17 protein-coding genes are annotated in these 26225 nt (G+C 64.3%); 15 read left to right on the forward strand and 2 right to left on the reverse strand.

Annotated elements, in window-relative coordinates:
* Position 1: 1 nt before the first annotated feature.
* A complete protein-coding gene (locus AC3WS4_RS12765) occupies positions 2 to 1165 on the reverse strand; it encodes a CaiB/BaiF CoA transferase family protein (protein ID WP_492738181.1) in 1164 nt (387 codons plus the stop codon).
* A 142-nt stretch (positions 1166 to 1307) separates the two neighbouring features.
* Here AC3WS4_RS12765 and AC3WS4_RS12770 point away from each other — a divergent pair, with 142 nt between their 5' ends.
* The 7 genes from AC3WS4_RS12770 to AC3WS4_RS12800 all read left to right on the forward strand — a co-directional run bounded on the left by AC3WS4_RS12770 (position 1308) and on the right by AC3WS4_RS12800 (position 8052).
* Positions 1308 to 2210 (forward strand): hydroxymethylglutaryl-CoA lyase, encoded by a 903-nt coding sequence (locus AC3WS4_RS12770; RefSeq protein ID WP_492738179.1) that lies wholly within the window; start codon positions 1308 to 1310, stop codon positions 2208 to 2210.
* Positions 2211 to 2280: 70 nt separating this feature from the next.
* A complete protein-coding gene (locus AC3WS4_RS12775; protein ID WP_492738178.1) occupies positions 2281 to 2685 on the forward strand; it encodes a hypothetical protein in 405 nt (134 codons plus the stop codon).
* 22 nt (positions 2686 to 2707) lie between these two features.
* The gene (gene kdsA, locus AC3WS4_RS12780; protein WP_492738176.1) at positions 2708 to 3571 is read left to right on the forward strand and encodes a 3-deoxy-8-phosphooctulonate synthase; all 864 of its coding nucleotides are present in this window, start codon (positions 2708 to 2710) and stop codon (positions 3569 to 3571) included.
* Positions 3572 to 3640: 69 nt separating this feature from the next.
* Positions 3641 to 4906 (forward strand): capsular polysaccharide export protein, LipB/KpsS family, encoded by a 1266-nt coding sequence (locus tag AC3WS4_RS12785; RefSeq protein WP_492738174.1) that lies wholly within the window; start codon positions 3641 to 3643, stop codon positions 4904 to 4906.
* A gap of 7 nt (positions 4907 to 4913) precedes the next feature.
* A complete protein-coding gene (locus tag AC3WS4_RS12790; protein WP_492738172.1) occupies positions 4914 to 6086 on the forward strand; it encodes a glycosyltransferase family 4 protein in 1173 nt (390 codons plus the stop codon).
* Positions 6083 to 6883: an ABC transporter permease gene (locus tag AC3WS4_RS12795; RefSeq protein ID WP_162248573.1), complete on the forward strand. Its 801-nt coding sequence runs from the start codon at positions 6083 to 6085 to the stop codon at positions 6881 to 6883. The genes AC3WS4_RS12790 and AC3WS4_RS12795 overlap by 4 nt, the downstream gene beginning before the upstream one ends.
* Complete coding sequence (locus AC3WS4_RS12800; RefSeq protein WP_492738170.1) at positions 6880 to 8052, forward strand: KpsE/RkpR family capsule polysaccharide export protein; 1173 nt, start codon at positions 6880 to 6882, stop codon at positions 8050 to 8052. Before AC3WS4_RS12795 ends, AC3WS4_RS12800 begins: the two co-directional genes overlap by 4 nt.
* Positions 8053 to 8064: 12 nt before the next feature.
* Here AC3WS4_RS12800 and AC3WS4_RS12805 read toward each other — a convergent pair whose 3' ends face one another.
* Positions 8065 to 8715 carry an ABC transporter ATP-binding protein gene (locus tag AC3WS4_RS12805; RefSeq protein ID WP_056347418.1) on the reverse strand — a complete coding sequence of 217 codons (651 nt, stop codon included), beginning with the start codon at positions 8713 to 8715 and terminating at the stop codon, positions 8065 to 8067.
* A gap of 46 nt (positions 8716 to 8761) precedes the next feature.
* Here AC3WS4_RS12805 and AC3WS4_RS12810 point away from each other — a divergent pair, with 46 nt between their 5' ends.
* From AC3WS4_RS12810 to AC3WS4_RS12845, 8 genes are read left to right on the forward strand one after another with little or no spacing between them, the layout of a single operon-like run.
* Positions 8762 to 9847: a glycosyltransferase family 4 protein gene (locus tag AC3WS4_RS12810; RefSeq protein WP_492738167.1), complete on the forward strand. Its 1086-nt coding sequence runs from the start codon at positions 8762 to 8764 to the stop codon at positions 9845 to 9847.
* A 51-nt stretch (positions 9848 to 9898) separates the two neighbouring features.
* Complete coding sequence (locus AC3WS4_RS12815) at positions 9899 to 11218, forward strand: glycosyltransferase family 4 protein (RefSeq protein WP_492738165.1); 1320 nt, start codon at positions 9899 to 9901, stop codon at positions 11216 to 11218.
* A gap of 2 nt (positions 11219 to 11220) precedes the next feature.
* Positions 11221 to 12345, forward strand: coding sequence for a polysaccharide biosynthesis/export family protein (locus AC3WS4_RS12820; RefSeq protein WP_492739170.1), 1125 nt, complete (start codon positions 11221 to 11223; stop codon positions 12343 to 12345).
* A 7-nt stretch (positions 12346 to 12352) separates the two neighbouring features.
* On the forward strand, positions 12353 to 13996 hold the full coding sequence (locus AC3WS4_RS12825) for a capsular polysaccharide export protein, LipB/KpsS family (protein WP_492738163.1): 1644 nt from the start codon (positions 12353 to 12355) through the stop codon (positions 13994 to 13996).
* 44 nt (positions 13997 to 14040) lie between these two features.
* Complete coding sequence (locus AC3WS4_RS12830) at positions 14041 to 14889, forward strand: FkbM family methyltransferase (RefSeq protein WP_492738161.1); 849 nt, start codon at positions 14041 to 14043, stop codon at positions 14887 to 14889.
* A gap of 58 nt (positions 14890 to 14947) precedes the next feature.
* Entirely contained in the window at positions 14948 to 17716 is a 2769-nt protein-coding gene (locus tag AC3WS4_RS12835) for a hypothetical protein (protein ID WP_492738159.1), read from the forward strand.
* Between the two features lie 39 nt (positions 17717 to 17755).
* On the forward strand, positions 17756 to 22696 hold the full coding sequence (locus AC3WS4_RS12840) for a beta strand repeat-containing protein (protein WP_492738157.1): 4941 nt from the start codon (positions 17756 to 17758) through the stop codon (positions 22694 to 22696).
* A 27-nt stretch (positions 22697 to 22723) separates the two neighbouring features.
* Positions 22724 to 26167 (forward strand): beta strand repeat-containing protein, encoded by a 3444-nt coding sequence (locus AC3WS4_RS12845; RefSeq protein WP_492738155.1) that lies wholly within the window; start codon positions 22724 to 22726, stop codon positions 26165 to 26167.
* Positions 26168 to 26225: the final 58 nt, after the last annotated feature.

Raw genomic sequence — 26225 nt, forward strand, 5'->3', positions numbered from 1 at the left:
CTCAACCCTCGCGTCCGAGCCAGCGCTTCAGCACATCGTCCGTATCCTGTCCGACGACCAGCGGGGCAGGCCTGCGGACGCTGCCCGGCGTGTCCGACAGCTTGGGGAAGACTCCCTGCATGCGGATTTCGCCGAGCTCGGCGTCGGGCACCGTGACCAGCGCGTCGCGCGCGGCGAAATGCGGGTCGGCCAGCATGTCCTCGGCATCGAATACGCGTCCGGCGGGAACGCTCGCCTCGACCATCTTCGCCTCGAGCTGCTCGATCGTCAGCGTGGCCGTCCATTCGCCGATCAGCGCGTCGAGCTCCTCCTGCCGCACCCCGCGCGCGCGGTGCGTCGCATAGCGTTCGTCGGCAGCGAGTTCGGGGCGGCCCATCGCCGCGGCGAGCCGCGCGAAGACGCCGTCCTGATTGGCGCCGATCAGATATTCGCCATCGCTGCACGGATAGACGTTCGATGGCGCGATCCCGGGCAGCGTCGAACCGGTGCGGCGGCGCTTGGTGCCGCTCGCCGAATAGTCCGATACCGTCGATTCCATCACCTGCAGCACCGCCTCATACAGCGCGGAATCGACGATCTGGCCTTCGCCGGTCTTGCTGCGATGATGCAGCGCGGCGAGCGCGCCCATGCAACCGTAAGTGGCGGCGAGGGTGTCGCCGATCGACACCCCCATGCGCGCGGGGGGCAGGTCGGGATAGCCGACGATGCCGCGCCACCCGCCCATCGCCTCGCCGATGCCGCCGAAGCCGGCGCGCGACGAATAGGGGCCGGTCTGGCCATAACCCGACACGCGCACGACGATCAGCCCGGGGTTGGTCTTGCGCAGCTCGGCGGGATCGAGGTTCCATTTCTCGAGCGTACCGGGGCGGAAATTCTCGATGAGGATGTCGGCCTTGGCGATCAGGTCGCGGGCGAGGGCCTGGCCTTCTTCGCTGCGCAGGTCGACCGCGACCGAATATTTGTTGCGCGCGATGACGCGCCACCAGCTCGGTTTGTCACCCTGGCCCCAGTTGCGCATCTGGTCGCCGCCGCCCGGCGGCTCGAGCTTGACGATCTCGGCGCCCATGTCGCCGAGCAACTGGCCGCAAAAGGGGCCGGCGATCAGCTGGCCCATCTCGACGACCTTCAACCCTTCCAGCGCTCCCCCGCTGTTCGCTTCCGTCATATCATTCCCTTCGGGCGTCTCTTTAGCCTAGGAAGGGGACCGCGCGCGGCCCGACATCCTCAATCCCTGTGGCCATGATATACTTAGAATGCTATGCAATTATCAACTGCAATCTCGGATATGCGCGAAGATAGGCAAAATCGTGAAGCAAACCAGCATCGAAATCGTCGAAGTCGGCCCCCGCGACGGCCTGCAAAATGAAGCACTTGCCGTCGCCACCGCCGACAAGCTCGCGCTGATCTACCGCGCGATCGGTTACGGCGCGCGCCGCATCGAAGTGACGAGCTTCGTCAATCCCAAGAAGGTGCCGCAACTGGCCGATGCGGAGGAATTGGTGGCGCAGCTCCCCGACCGTGACGATGTCACCTACATCGGCCTCGTCCTCAACCGCCGCGGTGCCGAGCGCGCCATCGCGACCGGCCGGATCGACGAACTCGGTGCGGTGTGCGTGACCAGCGACAGTTTCGGCATCCGCAACCAGGGGCAGACGTCCGACGAATCGCTCGCCGCCGCGATCGAGATCGTCGCGCTGGCGAAATCGGCGGGCCGCAGCGCTCAGATCACCATCGCCACCGCCTTCGGCTGCCCGTTCGAGGGCGAGATCGCGATCGACCGCGTCGTCGAAATGGCCAAGCGCGCCGCCGATGCGGCGCCGCGCGAGATCGCGCTCGCCGACACGATCGGCGTCGGGGTGCCGTCGCAGGTCGCCGACATGGTCGGCCGCGTGCGCGAAGCGGTAGGCGGGCTGCCCGTTCGCGTCCATTTCCACAACACCCGGGGCAGCGGTCTCGCCAATGTCTGGGCGGCCGTCGCTGAGGGCGCGGCGACGGTCGACGCCGCGCTCGGCGGCCTCGGCGGCTGCCCCTTCGCGCCGGGCGCGGCGGGCAATGTTCCGACCGAGGACGTCGTCTACATGCTCGAACGCGGCGGCGTGGCCACGGGACTGGACCTGCCCGCCATCGTCGACGCTGCGACCTGGTTTACCGGCGTCATGGGCCGCGCGTTGCCGGCAATGGTCAGCAAGGCGCCCGCTTTCCCGGGTTGATCCTGTCGTCGGCGGGCAGCGGCCAGCGCGGCGCCGTTGTCTGTCCGGGTCTTCCGGTCTAACAGGGGGCATGGGTCAAATCTTCGATATCCCCCGCTTTCTGCGCCTGACGGCGCCGCTGCTCCTGCTGGGAATGGCGGGCTGTCAGGGGCTCGACAAAAGCCAGACCGTCGCCGCTGCGGCCGAAACCCCGAATTCGGCTGCCGCTGCGGCTTGCCCGCCCGACGGCAAGCGGGCAGCGGGCGGCAAGGCGGAACCCGGTGCGCGCTTTGCCTGTTATGCCGACGCCGGCAAGGCCTGCACGAGCGGCAGCGAGTGCGCCGGCGATTGCCTCGTCCCGAGCGACCGCGCTTCGCGCATCCTGCAGCCGGGACAAAAGGCCGTGGGCCGTTGCCAGGCCACCGCCAGCCCCTTCGGCTGCCGTGCCACCGTAGAAAATGGCCGCGTCGCGGCACCATGGGTTTGCCGTGACTGATACGCTCGCTGGAAAGCAGGACATGACCCGCCCCGAAGAATCGCTCGCCGCTATGGCCGACGGGTTTTTCCTGGTCGCCGGACCCTGCGTCGTCGAAACGCCAGCGATCATGGACGAGATCGCCGATATGCTGGTCGCGATCCGTGATCGGTTCGGGATTCCCGTCGTCTTCAAGGCGTCGGCGCTCAAGGCCAATCGCAGTTCGTCCGAATCCTATCGCGGACCGGGCTGGACAAACGGACTCGCGCAGCTCGCCGCGATACGCGAACGCACCGGACTCCCGGTCCTCACCGACATTCACGAAACCGCCGAGGCCGCCGAAGCCGCGGCGGTCATCGATATCGTCCAGATTCCCGCGCTGCTTTCGCGCCAGACCGCGCTCGTCGAAGCGGCCGCGCTGACCGGCAAGCGGATGCTTGTCAAAAAGGGCCAGTTCATGGCCGGTTCCGACATGGCGCAGGTGCTGGCGAAGATCGATCGCGCGAGGATGCAGGCCGGGGTGCCGTCGCTTCCGACGATCGTCTGCGAACGCGGCAACATCTTCGGCTACCAGAATATCGTCGCCGACATGCGAAACCTCGCGATCATGCGGGCGCCGGGCGTCGCCGTCGCTTTCGATGCCGCGCACACCGTGCAACTGCCGTCGTCGCAGGGGGCGATGTCGGGCGGGCAGCCGCAATTTTCGCCGTTGCTGGCGCGCGCTGCGGTCGCTGCGGGCTGCGACGGCCTGTTTATCGAGGTCCACCCCGACCCGGCGTCGGCATCGTCCGATCCGGCGACCTCGTTGCCGCTTCGCCATTTGCTCGCATTGGTCGGACAATGCGTCGCGCTTCACCGGCTGGTTCGCGACGGGCAAATGCTTGACCTCGATGACAGCCTAATCTAGCGCCGAACAAGGGGTTTTTACTGGCTGGGTGTCGACAGCTATTGTGTTTCAGGGTGTTACGGGTCTCCGATGCTCCAGATGAGCCAATATGCCGATACCTCTCTGGCCGCCGCGCAGCCCTATCCTGTGCGGCATTTCTTGTTTCTCCAGGGGCTTCCGGGCCCGTTTTTCCGTAAGCTGGCCGACGCTTTACGTGCGGGCGGCCATCGGACCTCGCGGATCAATTTCAACGGCGGCGATATGTGGGACTGGCGCGGATCGGGCGCCACCGGTTTTCGCGGCGATATCGCGGCATTCCCGGCCTGGTTTGACGACTATCTGTCGGGCAGCGACATCAGCGATGTCGTGTTGTTCGGGGACAATCGGCCGCTCCATCTTCAGGCGATCGCCATTTGCCGGCAGCGCGCAATTCGCGTGTTCGTCGTCGAAGAAGGGATGCTCCGCCCCAATTTCGTCTCGTTCGAACAAGGCGGCACCAATTATTGGTCGTCCCTGCCGCGCGACCTCGATCAACTGCGCCGGATTGCCGACGATCATGAAGACGAACCCGTCGACCCCGTCACCAGCAATGTTCGCCGTCGGATCGTCGAAGCGGTTGGCTATTATGTCGTCCAGACGCTGACGATCCCCTTCTTTCCTCATTATCGTTCGCACCGCCGCAATGGGCCGGTCGGGGAGATGTGGGCATGGATTCGTCGCCGTGCGGGGCGGGGTCGCGAGGATGCCGCCAGCTCTGCGGCGGTTTCGGCGGTCATCGACTCGCGTTTTTTTCTTTTTCCCATGCAACTCGACGGCGATCACCAGATCGATTCCCACTCGGACTTCCCCGACATGGCGAGCGCGATCGACTGCGTCTTTCACAGCTTTGCCGTCCACGCGCCGCGCGCCACGAAGCTGCTCGTCAAGATGCATCCCTTCGATCCCGACCTCGACGGCTGGCGCGCCGATGTGATGGATCGGGCGTCGCGTTACGGGATCGCCGACCGGGTATATTTCATCGAACGCTTCGACCTCGCGCCGTTGCTGCAAAAGGCGGCCGGCGTCGTCACGATCAACAGCACGGTCGGGCCACTGGCGCTCGAACAGGCGTGCCCGGTCTTTTGTCTCGGCCGCGCGGCCTATGACATTCCGGGCGTCACCGCGCAGTGCGGCCTCGAGCGCTTCTGGGACGAGCCACCGCCGGTCGACGCCGACAATTTTGAACTGATGTGCCGCGCGATGCGGGCGACGGCCTTGGTGAACGGTGGCTTCCATGACCCGAGGGCGCTTGACATGCTCGTCGCGGGCGCCGCCCGACGTCTGACCGGCCAAGCCTTCGCGTCGCCGACCGCTTGAAGCCCACATGCATCTGATTTTCGATGTGACGCGGCTCGTTCGACGCGGCCATCTGGCGGCGCCGACGGGAATCGATCGCGTCGAACAGGCCTATCTGTCCTTCCTGATGGCGGCGGACGCGATCGAACCGAGCTTCGAAGCCTTTGTCCCGCCGGGGCATTGGGTCGCACTTTCGCGCGCCGCCGTGGCCAGGCTGCTCCAGGCGCAGCGTCTCCGCTGGAGCGGCGCCGTGGGCAGGACCTCGCCATTGTCGGTGGTGCGGCACTTCCGCCCGGTCCGTTCGCAGCTTCACGCCGGTACGCGCTTCCTCACCGTGTCGCATCCCGGCGCCCGCGCGATGGGGCAATGGCGCCGCCGGGCCGACCGGTGCGGCGGCAAGATCTGCTATTTCGTCCACGACCTGATTCCGATCGAATATCCCGAATATGCGCTGGCCAAACATGCCAAGGCCAATCAGGCGCGGATCGCGGCGGCGACGAGTTTGGCCGACGGTCTGCTCGTCAATTCGGATTACACGGCGCGTTCGATCGCGCGCTTCTACGGCGACCTGCCCGTCGCTCCGATCGCTAAGCTCCCCTTCGGGATCACCTTGCCCGAGGTTGCCGAGGCCCGCGCTGCGTCGACCGGAGCTAACGGCGATCATCCCTATTTCCTCGTCGTCGGGACGATCGAACCGCGCAAGAACCATCTGCTGCTGCTCAAATTGTGGCGCGAGATGGCGCGGCAGGACGGCGCGGCTGCGGCGCATCTGGTGATCGCGGGCCGCCGGGGCTGGGAGAATGGCCAGATTCTCGCGATGATCGAACGCTCGCCCGCGCTCCGCGACGTGTTGGTCGAGATGCGGACTCCCGGCGACGACGCGCTGCAGGGCCTGATGCGCGGGGCGAGGGCGCTCCTCGCCCCCTCCTTCGCCGAGGGTTTCGACTTGCCCGTGGCAGAAGCCTTGAACATGGGTTGCCCCGTGATCGCCAGCGATATCGCGGCGCACCGCGAAGTGGGCGGCGATGCGCCATTGTTTCTGCATCCGCTCGACGCCACGGGATGGATGGCGGCGGTTCGGGATTTTGCGGCGGCCGATTCGCCGCTAAGGAAGCATCATCTCCAGGCGGCGCGCGCCTGGCGCCCGGCGAGCTGGGACGATCATTTTTCGCAGCTGACCGAATTTCTGGAACCGCTTTGACCCGAGCCGCCGACACCGACGCCTTGTTCCAGCGCCTCGACACCCGGAGGCGGGTCATCGGTGCGCTCGTCATTCGGGAACTGCACACGCGTTTTGGCCGCGAAAACCTTGGGTTTCTTTGGATCTTCATGGAACCGGTGCTGCTCGCGGTCGCCGTCGCGGCGCTGCATGGCAATTACAAATTGCCGATCAGCGGCAATGTGCAGCCGGTCCCTTTCGCGCTTGGCGGCTACATCCTCTTCATCATGTTCCGCTCGGTACTGTCGCGCGCGGAAACCCTGCTCGAGGCCAATCGGCCCTTGCTCTATCATCGCCCGGTCACCCTGTTCGACATGCTGCTCGCGCGGTCTTTGCTCGAAATGGTGAGTACCGGCGCGGTGCTCTTTTTCCTGCTGTTCGTGGCCCAGTATCTGGGTCTTGCCGAGCCGATCCACGATCCGTTGCTGGTCATCCTCGCACTCGTGTTGATGAGCTGGTTCTGCTTCGGGCTGGCGATGATCATCATGGTCGCATCGCACGAGAGTTCGTTTTTCGGGCGGATCATCCATCCGCTGCTTTACCTCTCGCTTCCGATATCCGGGGCTTTCTATCTTCTGGCCTGGCTACCCGAGAATGTTCAGCGCGTCGCTATGTGGGTCCCGACCGTGCATATCTTCGAATTGCTGCGCGAAGGGCAGTTCCGCGACTTCGCGTCGGACCGCCTGGACCTCGTCTATCCCATTGTCTGTTCGGCGCTATTGATGTTGGTTGGCTATGCCGCCATCAGGTTCGTCCGGCCCAGGATCGAGTTGCAATGAACCGCCACACCAACATCACCGAAACGGCCGGCGACACGGCGGAAAACGCCACGGCGACACCACGCCACTGGCCGCGACGGCTGGTTCGCAGCGCGCTGTTCTGGATCGTCGTGGTTCCCACGTTGGTGGCGGCCATCTACCTGTTTCTCATCGCCGCGCCGCAATATCGCTCGGAGGCGCAATTCGTCATTCGCGGTCTCGACGCGCCGCGCAGCGAAGCGAATGGTTTCGGGCAGCTTCTCGGTGTGTCGCCGGTCCTCGATCCGAGCGCCAAGGCCAGCTACATCCTGATCGAATATCTCCGTTCGCCTGAAGCGATCCGGGCGCTCAAATCCGAAAAGATCGACCTCGCCGCCGTCTTTCGTCGGCCCGAAGCCGATTTCGTCGCGCGGCTGTCGGAATCCGACCCGGCGATGGAAGATCTGCTCAAATATTATCGCGACAAGGTCCAGATCAGTCTCGACAGCGACACCGGGATCACCCGTGTGACGGTCACCGCCTTTCGCCCCGACGATGCCCGCACGATCGGTGAGGCGGTGATCAGGCTCGGAGAAGCCCGGATCAACGCGCTCAACCGCCGGCTGTTCGACAATACGGTCAAGATCGCGCGCGACGAATTCCAGCAGGCGGCTGACGAACTGTCGGGGGCACAGAAGGCGATGTCGCTGTTCCGCAACCGCAGCGGCGACATCGACCCGCAAAGCAGCGGCAAGGGCGAGCAGGAACAGGCGCTCACCCAACAGGCCGAAATCGATCGTCAGCGGGCCCGGCTCGCCGACATGCGCCGCTATCTCAGCCCCGCCAGCCCGCAGGTCGTGGCTATGCAGGGCTATGTCAGCAGCCTCGAAGCGGCGGCATCGCGCAATCGCGGCCGACTGACCGGCTCCCCCGGCGCGGTATCGCAGCGGCTCGGTGAATATGAAGAACTCAGCCTGAAACAGGAGCTTGCGGCCAAGCGTTACGAAGCTTCGCGGCTCGGGCTGCAGTCCGCCAACGACCGCGTCGAAAAGGAACAATTGTTCGTGATCCCCGTGGTCCGGCCCACCGCGCCGGAAAAGCCGGTCTATCCCAAACCGCTTCGCGCGCTGGCGACCATCCTGCTCGGTGCGCTGTTGGTCTATGCCTTTTTCATGATCGTCACCGCCGGCATTCGCGAACACCGCGCGTAAACGGCCGCGGGTTCAGGCGTGCGCGAAATGGCTCGCGATCGCCTCGTCGATGCTGTCGAACTGCAGCACTTCGCTGGCTCGCACGGCCATGCCCCGATCGCAATATTCGCGGAGCGTGGCGGGGTCGTGCGACACCATGATCAGGCTGCGTTCCTGCCTGCGTTGCAGCAGCGCTTCGCGGCAGCGATCCTGGAACCGCTCGTCGCCGACCGCCGTGATCTCGTCGATCAGATAACAGTCGAACGAGACGGCGAGCGACACCGCGAAAGCGAGGCGCGCCATCATACCGGCCGAATAGGTGCGCAGTGGCATGCGCAGATAATTGCCCAGCTCGGCGAAATCCTCGACGAAAGCGAGCGTGTCGTCGACCGGACGGCCATAGATGCGGGCGATGAAGCGCGCATTGTCGGCCCCGCTCAGGCTGCTCTGGAAACTGCTCGACAGGCCGAGCGGCCAGGACACCGACATGCCGCGTCGGATCGTGCCGCTGCTCGGCTGTTCGACGCCGGCGATCAGGCGCAGCAAGGTCGACTTGCCCGCGCCATTGTGCCCGCATACGCCGACCGATTGGCCTTTTTCGATCGCGAAACTGACGTTATCGAGGACGTAATGGCGCCCGTTGCGGGTCGCATAGGATTTGGAAACCCGATTGAAGACGATCATCGATAAAGGCTCGCGTCGCAAGCCGGCGGGCTGCGTGGCCCTCTAGATGACGGTTCGGGTCGCACTTGACAAGCGGAGCGTCGGTTGGGGGCAGGGGACGGGGGTCCGCCGCTATCGCGACCGGCTGCGGCAGTGCATCGAACGTCACGATGATTTGTTCGCGCCGCCGCAATCGCTGACCGACGAAATCGGGTCCGACGGCGAAACGATGCGGGTAAACGCGCGCTATTTTGCCGATGCCCAGAAATGGTTCACGCTGACCGGCCGGCTGCGCGGCGTCAGGCTGGATCGGCCGGTCGATCTTTTCCATTGGTCGCATCCGATGCCGATGTGGGCGAAAGGGGCGCTGAACGTGGTGACGGTCCACGACCTGATCCCGATCCGTCAGCCCGAATATTCGGCCATCCCATCGGGCCGTTTCCGCCGCCTTTTGACGGCATTGGCCGAACGGGGCGCCTGTTTCACCTGCGTGTCGGAAGGAGTGCGCGATGAACTGCTCGCCTTCACCGGCATTGATGCGCGGCGCGCGATATGCACCTGGCAGCCCGTGGAGGCGCCGCGCGCCGTGGCGTCCTTGCCCGCCGGGCTTGAGCGCGGACGCTATTTCCTCCTGCTCGGCAGCGTCGAACCCCGCAAAAATGTCCGTCGCGCAGTGGAAGCGTGGCGCGCGGCGAAAACCGGCGTGAAACTGGTGATTGCCGGGCCCGACGGGCATTGGACCGATCGCCGCGACCGGGCCGCCTTCGAACGCGACATCGCTTCGCCCGACATTGTCCGGTTGCCTTGGCTTGGCGATGCGGTCGTCGAACGCCTGACCGTCGATTGCCGTGCGTTGCTGATGCCGTCGCTCGCCGAAGGCTTCGGTTTGCCGCCGGTCGAGGCGCTGATGGCGGGGGTTCCGGTGATCGCGTCGGATAGCCCCGTCTCGCGTGAGGTTCTGGGCGCGGCTGCGGCGCTCGTCGATCCGCGCGACGCCGCGTCGATCACCGGCGCGATTGTTCGGGTGAACGCGGCCGCACAAGGGATGCGAACGCCGCTGCCGGCGAAGTTCGAACGGTATGGCGAAGCCGCCTTCGCCGCGCGCTTGCGCCTTGCCTATGACCGGTTTCTCCAGCTAGGTGAACGCAATTAAAGCGGAATTTCGAATCGACGATCCACTCCGCCCAACAGTGTCGGAGGAATAATGCGGGTCGGAATCGATGGTTTTAATCTGGCTTTGCCATTTGGAACCGGTGTCGCGACTTATTCGATGTCGCTCGCGCATGCGATTCAGACCGCCGGCCATCAACTCGACGGCGTTTATGGTCTTCGCACGCCGTTCCGCAAAGTCCTGCGCAACGTCAATTTCTTCGAAGCGCTCGGCGCCGAATATCAGTCGAAGGCGCCGCGATCGTGGAGCTTTGGCTGGGGCCGCGAACTCAGCTGGACGGTCAAGGCGCGCAAGGCGCGGCAGGTCGATCTGCACGGCAAGCAGGAAGTCCGGCCCTTTGCGCACCGATTGCCCGATTTCGACCGGCTGTTCACCGTGTCGGACCTGTTCGACCAGGCGATGCGCAATTTTCGCCGATTCGGAACCTTCACGACCGTTTCCTTGCCCGATGCGCCCGACATCATGCACTGGACCTATCCGTGGCCGATCCGCGTGGCCGGGGCGCGCAACATCTACACGATGCACGATCTGGTGCCGATGAAGCTTCCCTATGCCAGCCTCGACAACAAGAAGATCTATCACAAGCTGATGCGCGCCTGCATTCGCAAGGGCGATCATATCGCCACGGTGTCCGAGGCGAGCCGCGCGGATATCGTCGACTTTTTTCCCGAAGCCGAGGGAAAGATCACCAACACCTATCAGGCGATCAGGCCCTCTGCGCAGAGCCTGAGCCTCGCGAGCGGCGACGAGGCCGAGGTGGCGCAGGCGATCAAGAGCATTTTTCGTCTCGATTTTCAGGATTATTTCCTCTTCTTCGGCGCGATCGAGCCGAAGAAGAATGTCGGACGGCTGATCGAGGCCTATCTCGCCTCGGGCGTGAAGGCGCCGCTCGTTGTCCTCGGTCGCCGTGCATGGGGCGCCGACGTCGAACTGTCGCTGATCCAGCGCGACGAGACCCGGCCGATGAAGACGATCTTCAAGAATATCCGGCGGATCGACTATCTGCCGCGCCGGCTGCTCATGCTGCTGGTGCGCGGGGCCAAGGGTGTGGCTTTTCCTTCTCTCTATGAGGGTTTCGGGTTACCGATCCTCGAGGCCATGACTTTGGGGACGCCCGTCATCACTGCGAACACCAGTTCCATGCCCGAAGTCGCGGGCTCGGCGGCGCTGCTCGTCGATCCTTATGATATTCAGGACATTGCCGCGGCGCTGCGCCGGATCGATACCGATGCCGAACTGCGCGCCGACCTTTTCGGGCGCGGTATCGCGCAGGCGGAGAAATTCTCGATGCCAGCCTATCAGGACCGGCTCAACGCGCTCTACGACAGCCTGCTGTCCGGACCCCGCCGGTGACGATGATCCGCTCGGTGGCGGCGACGCTGTTGCTGGCCGGCGCGCTCGGCGGCTGCGCGATGCTGCCTTCGGCGGCGCCGACGACCGGGCAGGTGACGAAACCGGCGACGCTCGCCGACGGCCGCACACTCAATCTGGTCGACCTGACCGAAAGCGGATGGACCGAGGTTCAGGTGCCGACGCTGCCGTCCGCCGGTTGGTCGTTCACCGACGGAACGACCAGCAGCGAAGAGATATTGGTCGGCGACAATCTGGAAATCGTCGTGTTCGAGGTCGGCTATCGCCTGTTCGGCGCGGTCGACAGCGGCAGCAATGCAAAGGATCCGACGGTGTCGGCGGCCGGTGCGACGCTGCCGACGATTAGCGTACCGCAAGGCGGCTATATCAACATCCCCTATGTCGGGCCGATCGACGTCCTCGGACGTACGCCGCAGGGGGTCGCGGCTGAAATCCGCACCCGGCTGCGCGGCCTGTCGCAACAGGCCGACGTGCTGGTGCGCGTCGCGTCGGGACCGATGCGGTCGATCACCGTCGGCGGCGAGGTAAAGGCACCGGGTCGCATCGCGATTACCGCGGCGGGCGAACGCGTCCTCGACGTCGTCGCCGCCGCGGGTGGTCCCGCCGATCAGCAGTCGAACCTGATCGTACGGCTGGCGCGTGCGGGAGAAAGCCAGGAAATGCCGCTCGACCAGATTCGGGCGGGCGACGCCGCGAACATCCGCCTGATGCCCGGCGATGTCGTCCAGTTGCTGAAACGGCAGCAGAGTTTCTCGGTCATTGGCGCGGCGCGCGACGTCGCCGAGGTGCCGCTTGCCGACACGCCGGTTTCGCTCGTCGAGGGGCTGGCGCGCGCGGGTGGGCCGATTGACAATCAGGCCGATGCGACCGGCGTCTTCGTCTTTCGCTATGTCGATACCGACGTGGACGGCACGGTGACGTCGGTGCCGACCATCTACCGCCTCAATCTTCTCGATCCGCGCAGCTATTTCGTCGCCAGCCGCTTTCGCATGCAGGACGACGATGTGGTCCTGATCGCCAATGCCCGGTCGGCGCAGTTCGCGAAGCTGGTCCAGATGCTCAACCAGCTGACTTCTCCCGTCGTGACGGTCGACGTGCTGACGCGCTGATCCGACGATGTCGGCTCCGGCCATCCTGGCATTGCCGCCGCACCGGCGTCACAAGGCGCGAATCCGGCGGCGTGCCGGGCACGTCGCCTTGCCCGAGACCGGCACGGTCGAAGCGGTGGCAGCGCGGATCGTCGGCGGCCGCGTCGGCGGCCTGTTCTGGCGCCCGCTCGACGCCCGGCTGGCGGCTTGGCTCGGCGCGGTCGAGGGCGACATCTGCGCAATCGTCTGCCGCGATCCGGCAAATTTGCAGGTGCTGCTCGACATTTGCGCGCGCGCGTGTCCCGGCCCGATCCTCTTGGTGGCCCCGAATATCCCTGCTTCGGATTGGCCGCACCATGCGCGGTTCGATGAAAAATCGGACCCGTGGCCACTGATCGACCGCGTTTCGACGGTTTACTGCGACGACCCCGAGCGCGTTTTTGTTCAGCTGGCGGCGCTCGCGGGCCGGAGGATCGTGGCGGTCGAAAAGGGCCGGGCCAGGCATGCCGAAACGGCGACCGTGGCCGAGCGGGCGATAGTATGTTTGCGGACCGACTGGCGCTATGTTTCCCCTTATGACGATCGCGATTGGTCGCTCGATCAAATGATCGACTATCTCGCGCTCTGGCGCGAGGTTGCCGGACGCACTGCGGGCGTTGGCGCGATGCTCGGCATCGCGGGCTGGAAGAGGCGGCGGATTCGCCAGTTCCTGATCGGGTCGCCCCACGCACCCTTCCTGTCCGACGTCCGGGAAGCCCACCGCGTCGAGGGCGCGGTTGCCGCCTGGCCATCGCGGACCGACGTCGCGACGCTGGAACGCCTGCAAGGCGGAGATTCCGTCTGGCGCGTCGAGGACGGCTTTATCCGCTCGGCCGGGCTCGGCGCGGCGTTCGTCCAGCCCTGCTCGATCGTCCTCGACAAGCGCGGCATCTATTACGACCCCGCGCGTCCCGGCGATCTGGACATGCTGTTGCAGACCGCATCGATCGACGCTGAACTGACCGCCCGTGCGGCCGCGCTGATCGCGCAGATCCGGACGAACGGCGCGACCAAATATAATTTGGGTGGCAAGCGCGTCGATCTTCCGGCGGACCGGCATATCATATTGATCGCGGGACAGGTCGCGGACGACCTGTCGGTGATCGCGGGCGGCGGCGGGATATCCTTCGCGCAGATCGTTTCCGCCGCACGGCGGGAAAATCCCGGCAGCTTCATTATCTTCAAACCGCATCCCGACGTCGTCGCCGGACTGCGCGACGGCGAATGGCGCGAGCCCGCGATCGCCGCCGACGCGGACCTCGTCCTCGCCGACGGAGCGACCCATGACCTGCTCGAACGAGTCGATGCGGTGCACGTCCTCTCGTCCCTGTTGGGGTTCGAGGCGCTTTTGCGTGGGCGCCGGGTGAGTGTGTACGGCCAGCCCTTTTACGCCGGGTGGGGGCTCACCGACGATCGCGGCGCGGCACAACAGCGGTCACGCCCGCTGTCGCTGGAGCAATTGGTCGCCGCGACACTGATCCTTTACCCGCTCTATGCCGATCCGCGGACCGGGCTGCCCTGTTCGCCCGAACATCTGTTGGTGGCGCTTGTCGACATGCTGCCACGGTCGCGCATCCGCGGCCTGGTCGCGCGGCTTGTCGCAAAGTCGCGAAAATGGAACAAATACCGCTAGTATCACAAGAAATTGCACGATATCGACTGCAATAAGAGGGGTTTATGGGCGCGGCCAACTATTACGACATCTGGCGCTTACTCAGCCATCCGCGCAACGACAACGAAGCCGATATTCGTGGCCTTTGCCGATCGCACTATCTTGGCGACCATGAGGCGCTGTGCCGCGTCCTGGGGCGCTACAAGATGTATGTCGATACGCGCGATATCGGCATCGCCAGCCACCTGATGATGGACGGCTTCTGGGAAATGTGGGTGACCGAAGCGATGCTGCGCAGCGTGCGGCGCGGTTCGGTGGTCCTCGATGTCGGCGCCAATCTCGGCTATTTTTCGCTCCTGCTCGCCGACCTCACCGGGCCAGAGGGGCGGGTGCTGTCCTTCGAACCCAATCCCCGCCTAGCCGGCTTGCTCGACAAGAGCCTGCAGGTGAACGGCTTTGCGGGATTTACCGATCTCCACAAAATTGCGCTCGGCGCCGGGGAATCGGAGTTGCGGCTCGAGGTGCAGGACAGTTCGCCGGGCGGCGGCCGGGTTCTGCTTCCCGGCACCAGCCGGTCGCACAATACCACATCGGAAGTCGTGGTGCCGGTGCGCCGGCTCGACACGATCGAACATGCGCTCGCCGCCGAATTCATCAAGATCGATGTCGAGGGGTTCGAGCAACAGGTGTGGCACGGCATGACCGGCATCCTGAAGCAGAAGCGCCCGCTGACCATCTTCATGGAATTCACCGTCCAGCGCTACGACGACCCGCGCGGCTTCCTCGACGAGGTGCTCGCCTATGATTTCTCGCTCGAAATCGTCGACCCGGTCGCGGGCGTGCGTCCGATAGCGAAAGACGGAATTTTCGCCATGCCGCACAATATCGATCATATGCTGGTGTTCCGGCGGTGACATTCAAACACGCGTCCGTCAGATTTTGACCTAGGACGCTGCCAGAAAGGGTAAGGCATTGGCCGACGACAGCGTCACGACAAAAGAAATTCAGGCCAGCGGCGCGTCGGATATCGCGTTCAGCCCGGACGGATCGCGCGTTTATGTGGCGACGCAGAATTCGCGCATCCACGTCTTCGACGCCGCGACGGGCACGCTGATCACGACATGGCAGTTCGGACCCGGCTTCGGCGCGATGAGCGTGTCCGACGACGGCTCGTTCCTGCTCCTCACGCGCGCCGAAAGCGGCGGACCCGCGGCCATCTATCGGGTGGCGACCGACACCGGCGCGGTGACGTCTTTTGCGCAGGCAAGTGGTCCTTATGCGACCGATGTCCAGGCGACCGACGGCACCCACGCCATTGTCGCGCTCTACGGCGGCAAGATGCAACTGCTCGACCTCGCCACGGGCACCTACACGCCGATCGAGGGCATTTTTGGTGATGGAAACAACACGCGCGTTTTCCTGACCGATTCCGGCCGTCTCACGCTCGCTGCGTCGTCGCAGACCTCGGGCGGCGAGTGGTCGGTTTACGACGAGGTGGCCGGGCGCTTCGTTGTAAGGGGCGATAGCGGCAACGGCCCGCTGCAGCCGGGCTTCAATAGCGGCGTCCAGTCGATCAGCGAGTCCGGTGGGTTGATCGCCCAATATATCGTCGAACTCGCGATCAATATCTCCGATGTTTCTGGCAATGATCTTCGCCGCGTCAATAGCGGCGGCTTTGTCGACGCGATGACCTTCGATCCCAGCGGCGATATTCTCTATTATCACCTCGTCGGCGGCGAGATCGTCGCGCTGGAAACGACCAATTTCACCGAAATCGAACGCTTTTTCGTCGATGTCGGCGCGACGCCGAGCGCGGGCCGCATGACCGGCGCGCAGCTCGACATCAGCCCCGACGGCAAGCATCTCGTCTATCGCGACCATGCGTCGGGTCAGGTGTTCCTGATCGACCTTTCGGTGCGCGACCAGCAGTTCGCCGGGACGAGCGGCGCCGATGCCTTCGATGGCGGCAAGGGCGACGACGTCTATCTGGTCAACCATGCTGGCGACACGGTCACCGAACTGGCGTTCCAGGGGAATGACCGGATCAACGCGACCATCGACTATACCCTCGGCGCGAATTCCCAGGTCGAAACGCTGGCGGCGGTCGATGCCACGGCAACCACGGCGATCGCCCTGACCGGCAACGCGCTCGACAACCGGCTGATCGGCAACGCCGGGATCAACATCCTGTCGGGTCTGGTCGGCAGCGACGAATTGCGCGGCCTGGGCGGAGCCGACATTTTGAACGGCGGCGACGGTAACGACCTGCTGCTGGGTGGCACCGGCAGTGACATGCTCAACGGAGGTGCCGGCACCGATACGGCAAGCTACGACGATCTGAACACCGGCGTCACGCTTTCGCTCGCCGCCGGAACCGCCAGCGCCCCGGGCGGTGACATCGATACTTTGGTGTCGATCGAAAATGTCATTGGCAGCGGCTTTGCCGACTCGCTGACGGGCGATGACGCGATCAACCTGCTGGAAGGCGGCGCCGGCGACGACCTGCTTTTCGGGCGCGGCGGCGAGGATATTCTCGATGGCGGGACCGGCGCAGACCATATGCATGGCGGCGCGGGCAACGACAAATATCGCGTCGACAATCAGAACGACCTGATCTTCGAGATCGCGGGCGAGGGCGTCGACGAGGTCACCGCCTCGGTCGGACACTATCTTCACGCCAATGTCGAGAATCTGACCCTCTCGGCGACCGCCGGTGGCATTTTCGGCGTCGGCAACGATCTTGCGAACACGATCCAGGGCAATGCGGAATCGAATCTGTTGCTCGGCGGCGGCGGCGACGACGTCCTTCGCGGCGGGGCCGGGGTCGACAGCCTGTTCGGCGAGGATGGCGCCGACCAGCTGTTCGGCGATGCGGGCGTCGACTATCTCGTCGGCGGCGCGGGCAACGACCGGCTGAACGGCGGCGACGATGCCGACGCCCTTTACGGTCAGGATGGCGACGACGTCCTGACCGGTGGCAACAGCTTCCACACCGACATTCTGGTCGGGGGGGCGGGGAACGACATATTGAACGGCCTGAACGGTCGCGGCGACTATGACCTGATGGACGGCGGCGAGGGGAACGACATCTATTATGTCGACACCCCCGACGACCTGACCTTCGAGGCAGTCGGCGGCGGCACCGACACGGTGTACGCAAGGATCAACGGTGCGGGTTATTATCTATACGCCAATGTCGAGAATCTCATCCTCGACGGCAACACGCCGTTCGGCGTCGGCAACGAACTCGACAACAGGCTGACCGGCAATGCGATCGGCAATTATCTGCTCGGCGGCGCCGGCAACGACACGCTGAACGGCAAGGCGGGCGAGGATGTGCTGTTCGGGGAAGCGGGCGCCGATATCTTCGTCTTCGAAAGCGGCACCGGCGGCGACGTGATCGGCGATTTCGCGCGCGGCACCGACAAGATCGACATCTCGGCCTTCGGTTTCGCGAGCTTCGCGGCGCTGCAGGCGGGCTTCAGCCAAGTCGGCGTGAACGGCGCGATCAACCTCGGCAATGGCGACTTCATCATCCTCCACAATGTGACGATGAGCCAGCTGGCCCAGGGCGATTTCATCCTGTCGGCGACGGCGCCCAAGGCCGAAAGCTTCGACGGCGATGCGAAAAACGGCGACGTGGCCGGTGCGGCGCCGATCGATGCCATTGCCGGATGGCATTGGGATCCCGATCACTGGATGGCGCAATACCAGACGAGTCATCAGCTCGGTTTGATGTGACGAATACCACTTCGACTTTCTGTGGGGCAGGACGATACTATGGCGACGATCAACGGCACTCCGAACAATGACACGCTCGAGGGGACCAGTGGGGACGATACGATCAACGGCCTCGGCGGCAACGACACCATTAACGGCGGTGCCGGCAGAGACACGATCCGCGGCGGCGACGGCGACGACACCATAGACGCGGGTGATGGTGACGATATCGTGTGGGATGAATCGGGGCGTTCGTCGACCGTCTGGCTTGGCGCGGGCAACGACCTTTTGACCGTGCGTATCGCATCGATCAGCGCCAGCGACCGGGTCACCATCGACGGCGGCGCGGGCTCCGACAGCATCACCTTCGAACAAACCGGACCCGGACGGGCGACGATCGACGGGGGCGCAGACGGGGGCATGGTTCATGTCGGCGCGATTGCCAGCGGCGGGCTGACCCTCACGAATATCGGCGCGGTCTATTTCTATCACCTCCAGCCGCTCGTGGGGACGGGGGTCATCACCTTCACGAACTTCACCGCCGGCAACATGGGCAATCTTTTCGACATCAAAACCTTTGCCATCAATAATTTGCAAGGCACGGGCTATGACAACCGCCAATCGCCTTTCGATGCAGGGATCGTGCGGCTGACCCAATCGGGCAACGACGTCATCCTTCAGATCGACCGGCTCGGGAACGGCGTGTTTTCGACGTTCGTCATATTCCAGAATGAAGTTGTCGCCGATTTTGTCGACGGCAATTTCTTTCCGGATCTGGCGATCGGTGGCGGCGGGCAGGGACGGTCGCTGCTGAACCTGGCTCCGGTCACGACGATCAATGGCACTGTGGATCCCGAAACGCTGGGCGGCACCGCCGGGCGCGACATCATCACCGGCGGCGGCGGGGCCGACATCATCGACGGCGGGCGCAACAACGACGTCCTCACCGGCGGCGCCGGAGCGGATATTTTCCGCTTCACCCAAGATCAGGGACTGGCGCACAGCGCCGGCAGCGACCGGATCACCGATTTCAACGTCGCCGAGGACAAGCTCGACCTGACCCATTACGGTATTCGCTATCTGAACGACATCACCAGTCTGGCGGTGCAGGACGGGGCCAATGTCGTTTTTCATATCTCCTTGCGCGAGACGCTTACGCTTGAAAATGTGACCTTGTCGCAACTCACCGCGAATAATTTCGTCGGCCTTTATGGCGCGACGGCGACGATTGACCAGATCGGCCACGACCCGGCGGCGACGCCGATCCTGACGCCCTATGTCCTCAGCCAGAACGCCACGATCGCGGCGGGGCAGACGGTTTTCGGTCGCTTCGCGAACGGCCTGGTGACCAGCGCCGACGCCGGGGGGATGGTGAACCTCGTCAACAACGGGACACTTTGGGTGCACAACGCGTCCTCAGCATATATAATCGACGGTGCCGGACGCGAATTGGGTTATGCACTCATCGACAATAATGGAACGATGGTGGCGATCGCCGATAACGCCAATTCTGTTATTGGTGCGAGCGTGCTGAATTTCGAGGCGGGAAGCGGCTTCGCACATCTTGATAACAGCGGTACAATGCAGGCGCTAAGCCGAAACGGATCAGCGACCACTATCTTCGACATCGACCGTTCGGCGTCGATCGTCAATTCCGGCCTGATCGCAGCGCGGGGTGATTTCGAGGCCACGGCCATTCTGCGTACCGATGGCGGCTTTATCGAGAATACCGCAACGGGGCGCATCATCGCCGAAGGCGGCAATTTTCTGTACGGCGAGTATAATTACAGCGGTGCGACCGCGATCTATCTTGGCGGAACTACCGGACCCGAAAACGGCAAGATGCTGGTCAACGCCGGCTTGATCGAGGCGCGGGCGACGGGCGTCAATCCGTCGGCGGCGATCGTCATGCAGGCCGGCCTCGGCTCGATCGACAACAGCGGCACCATTCGGGCCGACATCGCGATCGCCTCCTCGTCCGGAAATCTGATCGTCAACAATCTCGCCAGCGGCCGGATATTCGGCGAGATTCAACTCGGTGTCGAACGCGATGTCATCAACAACGCCGGCACGATCACCGGCGGGGTCTATATGTCCGAGGGCAACGATCTCGTCGATACCACCCAGGGCCGTATCAACGGGCTCGTCGACCTCGGCATCGGGAGCGACGAATTTCGCGGCAGCAGCGTGGCCGACGTCGTTCTCGGCGGCCGCGGCGCGGACCTGTTGCTCGGCAACAACGGAAACGACCTGCTGCTTGGCGGCTTCGACAACGACGAACTGCGCGGCGGCGCGGGCAATGACGGCCTGTACGGCGAGTTCGGCGACGATGTCATTCATTCGCTGGGCAGCGACGATGTGCTGGCGGGCAGCGGCAACGACCGCGTGTTGGCCGGCGATTTCCGCTTTGCGCTGATCGACGGCGGGCGGGGCTTCGACACACTGACGTTCGCGAGCGGCGCACGCACGATCGATCTGTTGACGGCGGTCGATGACGGCCGCTTGCGCGGGGTTGAATCCTATGGCCTGTCGACAGGACAGACCCTCATCCTGCGCCAAGGCAGCGTCGGCGCTAGCCTCGCCACCGACGCGACGATTCAGGTGACGACCGGTTCGTCGGCGGCCACGACGCTGGTCGGCGGCTGGCAGCTGGACGGCACGGCGGTCGTCGAAGGCGTCAGCTTTCAACGCTACCGGCTGGGTGGCGAAACGGTGCTCGTCGGGGCGGGGGTGACGGTTTCGATCGTCGCCAGCCTGGCGGCGCAGGCGTCGGGGCTCGATGCCATCTCGGGCGCCGCGGCGCCGCAACCGGGGATCATCCCCGGCGCTGACCTCAGCTCGAACGCCTATATCGGGGATATGTACAACCCCGGCAGCACCTTCACAATTACCGAAGACGAGCTTTGGCTGGGTTCGCCGACGACGTCGAACACTATTTTCTCCGGCCATAATTTCGAAGGCATACTGACCAACAACGGCGTCATCCTCCAAGACACCGATTTTGCGGTGGAGGCCGTCAGCTTCTTCTATATGGGCGGGATCGTGAACAACGGCTCGATCCTGATCGATCATACCCGGATCAGCGATACCCCCAGTGCTTCGACCGCCATATTCATCGGCGGTTCCGGGTTTATCGACAACCGCGGCGTGATCGGCACTTACAGCATCAGCAACCATAGTTTCGCCATCCGCACCTGGGCCGACCGCATCACCAACAGCGGCGAGATTTACTCCATCTCCGAAAACGGTCAGGCGATGGGGATCTATACGGTCAACGGGCAACCGATCATCAATCACGGTCTGTTGTTCGTCGAGTCGGGCCATTCGCTGGCGACCGCGATCCAGAGCGATCGCGGCTTCATCCGTATCGAGAATTACGGTCGTATCGAGGCCGTTACCGGCAGCGACACCGTGCGCTCGATCGGGATATTGATGCCGGCGCCGCAGGTGCTGAACCATTCCGGAAACGGCTATATCCTCAACGAAGGCACGATCACCGCCGATATCGCGATCGCGGCGCGTGCGAACGACCTTCTGTCGAGCGACAACGGATATGAAATCGTCAACCGCGGCACGATCAACGGCGACATCGACCTCGCATACCGGCCCGACGGCCCGCGTGGCGACCCGAACGGCAGGGCGCAGTTCGTTGTCAATTCCGGCCAGATCGTCGGCAATGCCTATCTCGGTGGCGGTGCCGACGTCTTCGATGGCCGTCTCGGTACCGTCAATGGAACGGTCTTCGGCGAAGAAGGCGACGACGAACTGATCGGCGGCGCCGGGAACGATATTTTCAACGGCGGCGTCGGCAACGACCGGATGGCCGGTGGGCGCGGGAACGACACCTATTTCGTCGATAGCGCGAATGACCTGATTTTCGAGAATGCCGGTGAGGGCAACGACAGCGTCACGGCGTCGGTCGGCTACTATCTCCATGCCAATGTCGAAAAGCTGACGCTGGCGACCGGCGCGGGCAATATCTTCGGTGTAGGTAACGATCTCGCCAACACTATCGTCGGCAATGCCGGGTCGAACCTGCTGCTCGGCGGCGTCGGCGACGACGTGATACGCGGCGGTGCGGGCGGCGACAGCTTGTTCGGCGAAGCCGGTGTCGATCAGTTGTTCGGCGACGCCGGGATCGACTATCTGGTCGGCGGGCTCGGCCACGACATCCTCGACGGCGGCGCCGACGCCGACGCGCTTTATGGCGAGGACGGCGACGATACGCTGATCGGCGGCGCGGGCTTCTTCACCGACATCCTCGTCGGCGGCGCGGGCAACGACATATTGCGCGGCAATTCGGGGCTCGGCGATTACGACCTGATGGACGGCGGCGCGGGGAACGACAGCTACTATGTCGACACCCCCGATGACCTGACCTTCGAGGCGGTCGGCGGCGGGACCGACACCGTTTATGCCAACATCAACGGCGCCGGCTATTATCTCTACGCCAATGTCGAAAATCTGGTGCTGGAGGGCAATACGCCGTTCGGGGTCGGCAACGATCTCGCGAACCGACTGACCGGCAATGCGACCGGCAACTATCTGCTTGGCGGGCGCGGCAACGACACGCTGAACGGCAAGGCCGGAAACGACGTGCTGTTTGGCGAGGGCGGCGCGGACACCTTCGTCTTTGAACGCGGCACCGGCGGCGACGTGATCGGCGATTTCGCGCGCGGAACCGACAAGATCGACCTGTCGGCCTTCGGTTTCGCAAGCTTCGCGGCGCTGCAGGCGGGGTTCACTCAGGTCGGCGCCAATGGCGCCATCAACCTCGGCAACGGCGACTTCATCGTCCTCCACAATGTGACGATGAGCCAGCTGACCCAGGGCGATTTCATCCTGTCGGCGATGGCGCCTAAGACCGACACATTCGGCAACGCGCCGAAAATTGCCGATGACTCGGCGCTGTCGATCGATGCGGCCGTTCCCGCGATCGACTGGAATGCCGACCATTGGATGCACCGGTACGACATAGGCTACCAGCTGGCATGGGCTTGATCGGGACCGACAAGAGGGAGTTTGGAGATGGCGACGATCAACGGCACGCCGGACAGCGACACGCTCGACGGGACGAATGGCGACGACACGATCAATGGCCTCGGCGGCAATGACACGATCAACGGCGGTCACGGCGACGACGTCATCGACGGCGGCGACGGCGACGATGTCATTACCACGGGCTATGGTCGCAACAATATTGCCGGCGGGGCGGGCAACGATCGCTTCATCGTCAACGACGTCACGATCGGCCAGCCCCTGTCGACCTACGACGGCGGCGCGGGCACCGACAGCTTCGAGGTCGATTTCAACTATACCGGCTTCGACCTCACATTTTCGGTCGTCGCCGGAACGACCAACCAGATACGCGTCGGCGACTATGTCGTCAGCAACGTTGAGCGCTTCGTCGGCGGCGGCCAGTCGAACCTGTTCGATTTCACCGGCTATGGCATGGGGGTCACCGCCTATGGCGACAGCGGCCGCGACACGTTTCTGGGCACCGCCTTTGCCGACAGCTTTTATGGCCAGATCAACGACGATATCTTCCGGAATGTCAGCATCGGCGACCGGGTCCATGGCGGCGACGGTGTCGACGAGTTTTTCGTCGGCGGCGCGACCGGAGCCGCTGCTGCGACGGGGTTGATCGACGGTGGGACCGGTCACGACACGATCACCTTCACGTCGCGGTTCGACGTCGATCTGCAGGCGGGACGCGCGGTCGGCGGGGCGGCGACCTATGACCTGGCTGGTATCGAGGTCGTTCGTGTGTCGGCGACCGGCGGGCAGGCGACCGTCGTCACCGGCAGCGACCGCGGCGACTATGTCGCCGTGCATCCCGATTTCGAAGACGGCGCGACCGGCGTGCGGATTTCGGGCGGTGGCGGCACCGACTCTTTGATCGGCGGGCGCGGCAACGACGTCCTCGACGGCGGCGCGGATCGGGACTTTATCGATGGCGGCGCGGGCAACGACATCATCACCGACGGTCTTGGCGAGAATGAGCTGAAAGGCGGCGCCGGGGCGGACAGCATCACCTCCGCCTCCTCGGGCTATTTCATCTCCGATAGCTGGGATGGTTTTACCAGCACCGATATCGCCGCCGACGCCGATGTCCTCGTCGGCACCGGCGGCGGGCTGTTCTTCGCGGGGTTCAACGACAGCGTCTGGGGCGGTGGATCGCAATCGCTCCTGTGGCTGAACCTGCAGGGCGCCTCCGCGGGCGTCACCATCGATTTCCGGCCGCTCCAGAACGGACAGAGCGTCGCCAACGGAACGGGCGTCCTGCAATCGATTTCGGCACTGGCACTGGTCGACGGCAGCCGGTTCGGGGATGTCCTCACCGGCTATTCGGCGCCCGGGGAGGTGATGACGGTCGGCATCAGACTCTATGGCCGCGAAGGCAATGACACGCTGACGGGGGGACTCGGCAACGACTGGCTGATCGGCGGCATCGGCCGCGATGCGCTCCATGGCGGCGACGGCAACGATGTCCTGCGCGCCGGCGGCGACATCAATGACGAGCTTCTGGTCGATGCCGATCAGGATCAATTGTTCGGCGGCGCCGGCGACGACTATTTCTTTGCCGGTCATGGCGATGCGATCAACGGCGGTACCGGCGACGACACGCTGTCGCTCGATCTGTCGAACGCCGGGCAGGGCGTGATCGCTGATCTGGCCGGCATGTCCGGCGCGACCGGTGTCGGCTTGCTGGGCGGCGCCCTCCGCAATGTCGAACGGGTCGCCTTCATCGCGCTGCCGGCCGACTTCGCCAATCAGATATCGCTTGCCGGCGTCATGGCCGGACAGGACGGCAGCCTGGTCTTCGGCGGCAACCTCGCCGATGTCATCACCGGAACCGATTTCACCGACTATCTCTACGGCAATGGCGGCGACGACATATTGCGCGGCGGCGGCGGCGATAATTCGCTCTTGGGAGAGGACGGCAACGACCTGCTGATCAGCGGGGCGGGGCGCGACACGGTCTTTGGCGGGACCGGCCGCGATACGGCCAGCTATATCGACAGCGCCCGCGGCGTCACGCTTTCGCTCTTCTCACGGTCCGCGACCGACGGTCTCGCGAACGTCGACATCTTCGACTCGATCGAAAATGCGGTCGGCAGCGGCTTCGCCGACATCATGACCGGCGACAATGCGATCAACGACCTCTACGGCGGCGATGGCGATGATATCATCGACGGACGCAGCGGGTCCGACAGCATTTTCGGCGAGGGCGGAAACGACACCCTCGTGGGTGGTACCGGCAGCGATCTAATCGATGGCGGCATCGGCGCCGATCGCATGTACGGCGGGCAGAACAGCGACAGCTACCGCGTCGACGACAGCGCCGACCTGATCTTCGAAAATGCCGATGAGGGCGTCGACAGCGTCGTCGCCTCGGCCAGCCATTATCTCTTTGCGAATGTCGAGCATCTCGAACTCGCGGCGGGGGTGGGCGACCTGTTCGGGGTCGGCAACGGGCTCGCCAACATGATCACCGGCAACGAGGGGGCGAACCTGCTGCTCGGCGGCGGCGGCGACGATGCCCTCCGCGGCGGCGGCGGGGTCGACAGCCTGTTCGGCGAAAGCGGCGCCGATCAGTTGTTCGGCGACGCCGGGGTCGATTATCTGGTCGGCGGGCTCGGCCACGACATCCTCGACGGCGGCGCCGACGCCGACGCGCTCTATGGCGAGGACGGCGACGACACGCTGACCGGCGGTGCGGGCTTCTTTACCGACATCCTCGTCGGCGGCGCGGGCAACGACATCTTGCGCGGCGATTCCGGGCTCGGCGATTACGACCTGATGGACGGCGGCGCGGGTAACGACATTTATTATGTCGATACCCCCGACGATCTGACCTTCGAGGCGGTCGGCAGCGGGGCCGACACCGTTTATGCCAACATCAATGGGGCGGGCTATTATCTCTACGCCAATGTCGAAAATCTGGTGCTGGAGGGCAATACGCCGTTCGGGGTCGGCAACGATCTTGCGAACCGGCTGACCGGCAATGCGACCGGCAACTATCTGCTTGGCGGCGCGGGTAACGACATATTGAACGGCAAGGCCGGCAACGATGTCTTGTTTGGCGAGGGCGGCGCGGACACCTTCATATTCGAACGCGGCACCGGCGGCGACGTGATCGGCGACTTCGCGCGCGGCACCGACAAGATCGACGTCTCGGCCTTCGGTTTCGCGAGCTTCGCGGCGCTGCAGGCGACCTTTGTGCAAGCGGGCGCCGACGGCGCGATCCAATTGGGTTCGGGCGACCTGATCGTGTTGCACGGGGTCGATATGGCGGCGCTTGCCTCGACCGATTTCATCCTGTCGGCGTCATCGCCAAAGCTCGATCCGTTCGAAGCGGCGGGCAAGATCGACGCCCTGTTCGTCGGCGACACCGATCTGGATCTTATGCCGATCCGTTTCGGCGCGCAGATCCACGGCGCATGGATCGACCAGGGTTTCTGGGCCTGATATGAAAATCTTTTCAGGTTCGTCCGATCCACGTCCATGATATCCTATCGCTTTCCTT

The sequence above is a fragment of the Sphingopyxis sp. EU05-FHT14B03 genome, from assembly GCF_058790875.1.

Bases quoted from the DNA above. Each gene is read 5' to 3' on its own strand.
- AC3WS4_RS12765 (WP_492738181.1), bottom strand. From the start codon at position 1,165: ATGACGGAAGCGAACAGCGGGGGAGCGCTGGAAGGGTTGAAGGTCGTC.
- AC3WS4_RS12775 (WP_492738178.1), top strand. From the start codon at position 2,281: ATGGGTCAAATCTTCGATATCCCCCGCTTTCTGCGCCTGACGGCGCCG.
- kdsA (WP_492738176.1), top strand. From the start codon at position 2,708: ATGACCCGCCCCGAAGAATCGCTCGCCGCTATGGCCGACGGGTTTTTC.
- AC3WS4_RS12785 (WP_492738174.1), top strand. From the start codon at position 3,641: ATGCTCCAGATGAGCCAATATGCCGATACCTCTCTGGCCGCCGCGCAG.
- AC3WS4_RS12790 (WP_492738172.1), top strand. From the start codon at position 4,914: ATGCATCTGATTTTCGATGTGACGCGGCTCGTTCGACGCGGCCATCTG.
- AC3WS4_RS12800 (WP_492738170.1), top strand. From the start codon at position 6,880: ATGAACCGCCACACCAACATCACCGAAACGGCCGGCGACACGGCGGAA.
- AC3WS4_RS12805 (WP_056347418.1), bottom strand. From the start codon at position 8,715: ATGATCGTCTTCAATCGGGTTTCCAAATCCTATGCGACCCGCAACGGG.
- AC3WS4_RS12810 (WP_492738167.1), top strand. From the start codon at position 8,762: ATGACGGTTCGGGTCGCACTTGACAAGCGGAGCGTCGGTTGGGGGCAG.
- AC3WS4_RS12815 (WP_492738165.1), top strand. From the start codon at position 9,899: ATGCGGGTCGGAATCGATGGTTTTAATCTGGCTTTGCCATTTGGAACC.
- AC3WS4_RS12820 (WP_492739170.1), top strand. From the start codon at position 11,221: ATGATCCGCTCGGTGGCGGCGACGCTGTTGCTGGCCGGCGCGCTCGGC.
- AC3WS4_RS12825 (WP_492738163.1), top strand. From the start codon at position 12,353: ATGTCGGCTCCGGCCATCCTGGCATTGCCGCCGCACCGGCGTCACAAG.
- AC3WS4_RS12830 (WP_492738161.1), top strand. From the start codon at position 14,041: ATGGGCGCGGCCAACTATTACGACATCTGGCGCTTACTCAGCCATCCG.
- AC3WS4_RS12840 (WP_492738157.1), top strand. From the start codon at position 17,756: ATGGCGACGATCAACGGCACTCCGAACAATGACACGCTCGAGGGGACC.
- AC3WS4_RS12845 (WP_492738155.1), top strand. From the start codon at position 22,724: ATGGCGACGATCAACGGCACGCCGGACAGCGACACGCTCGACGGGACG.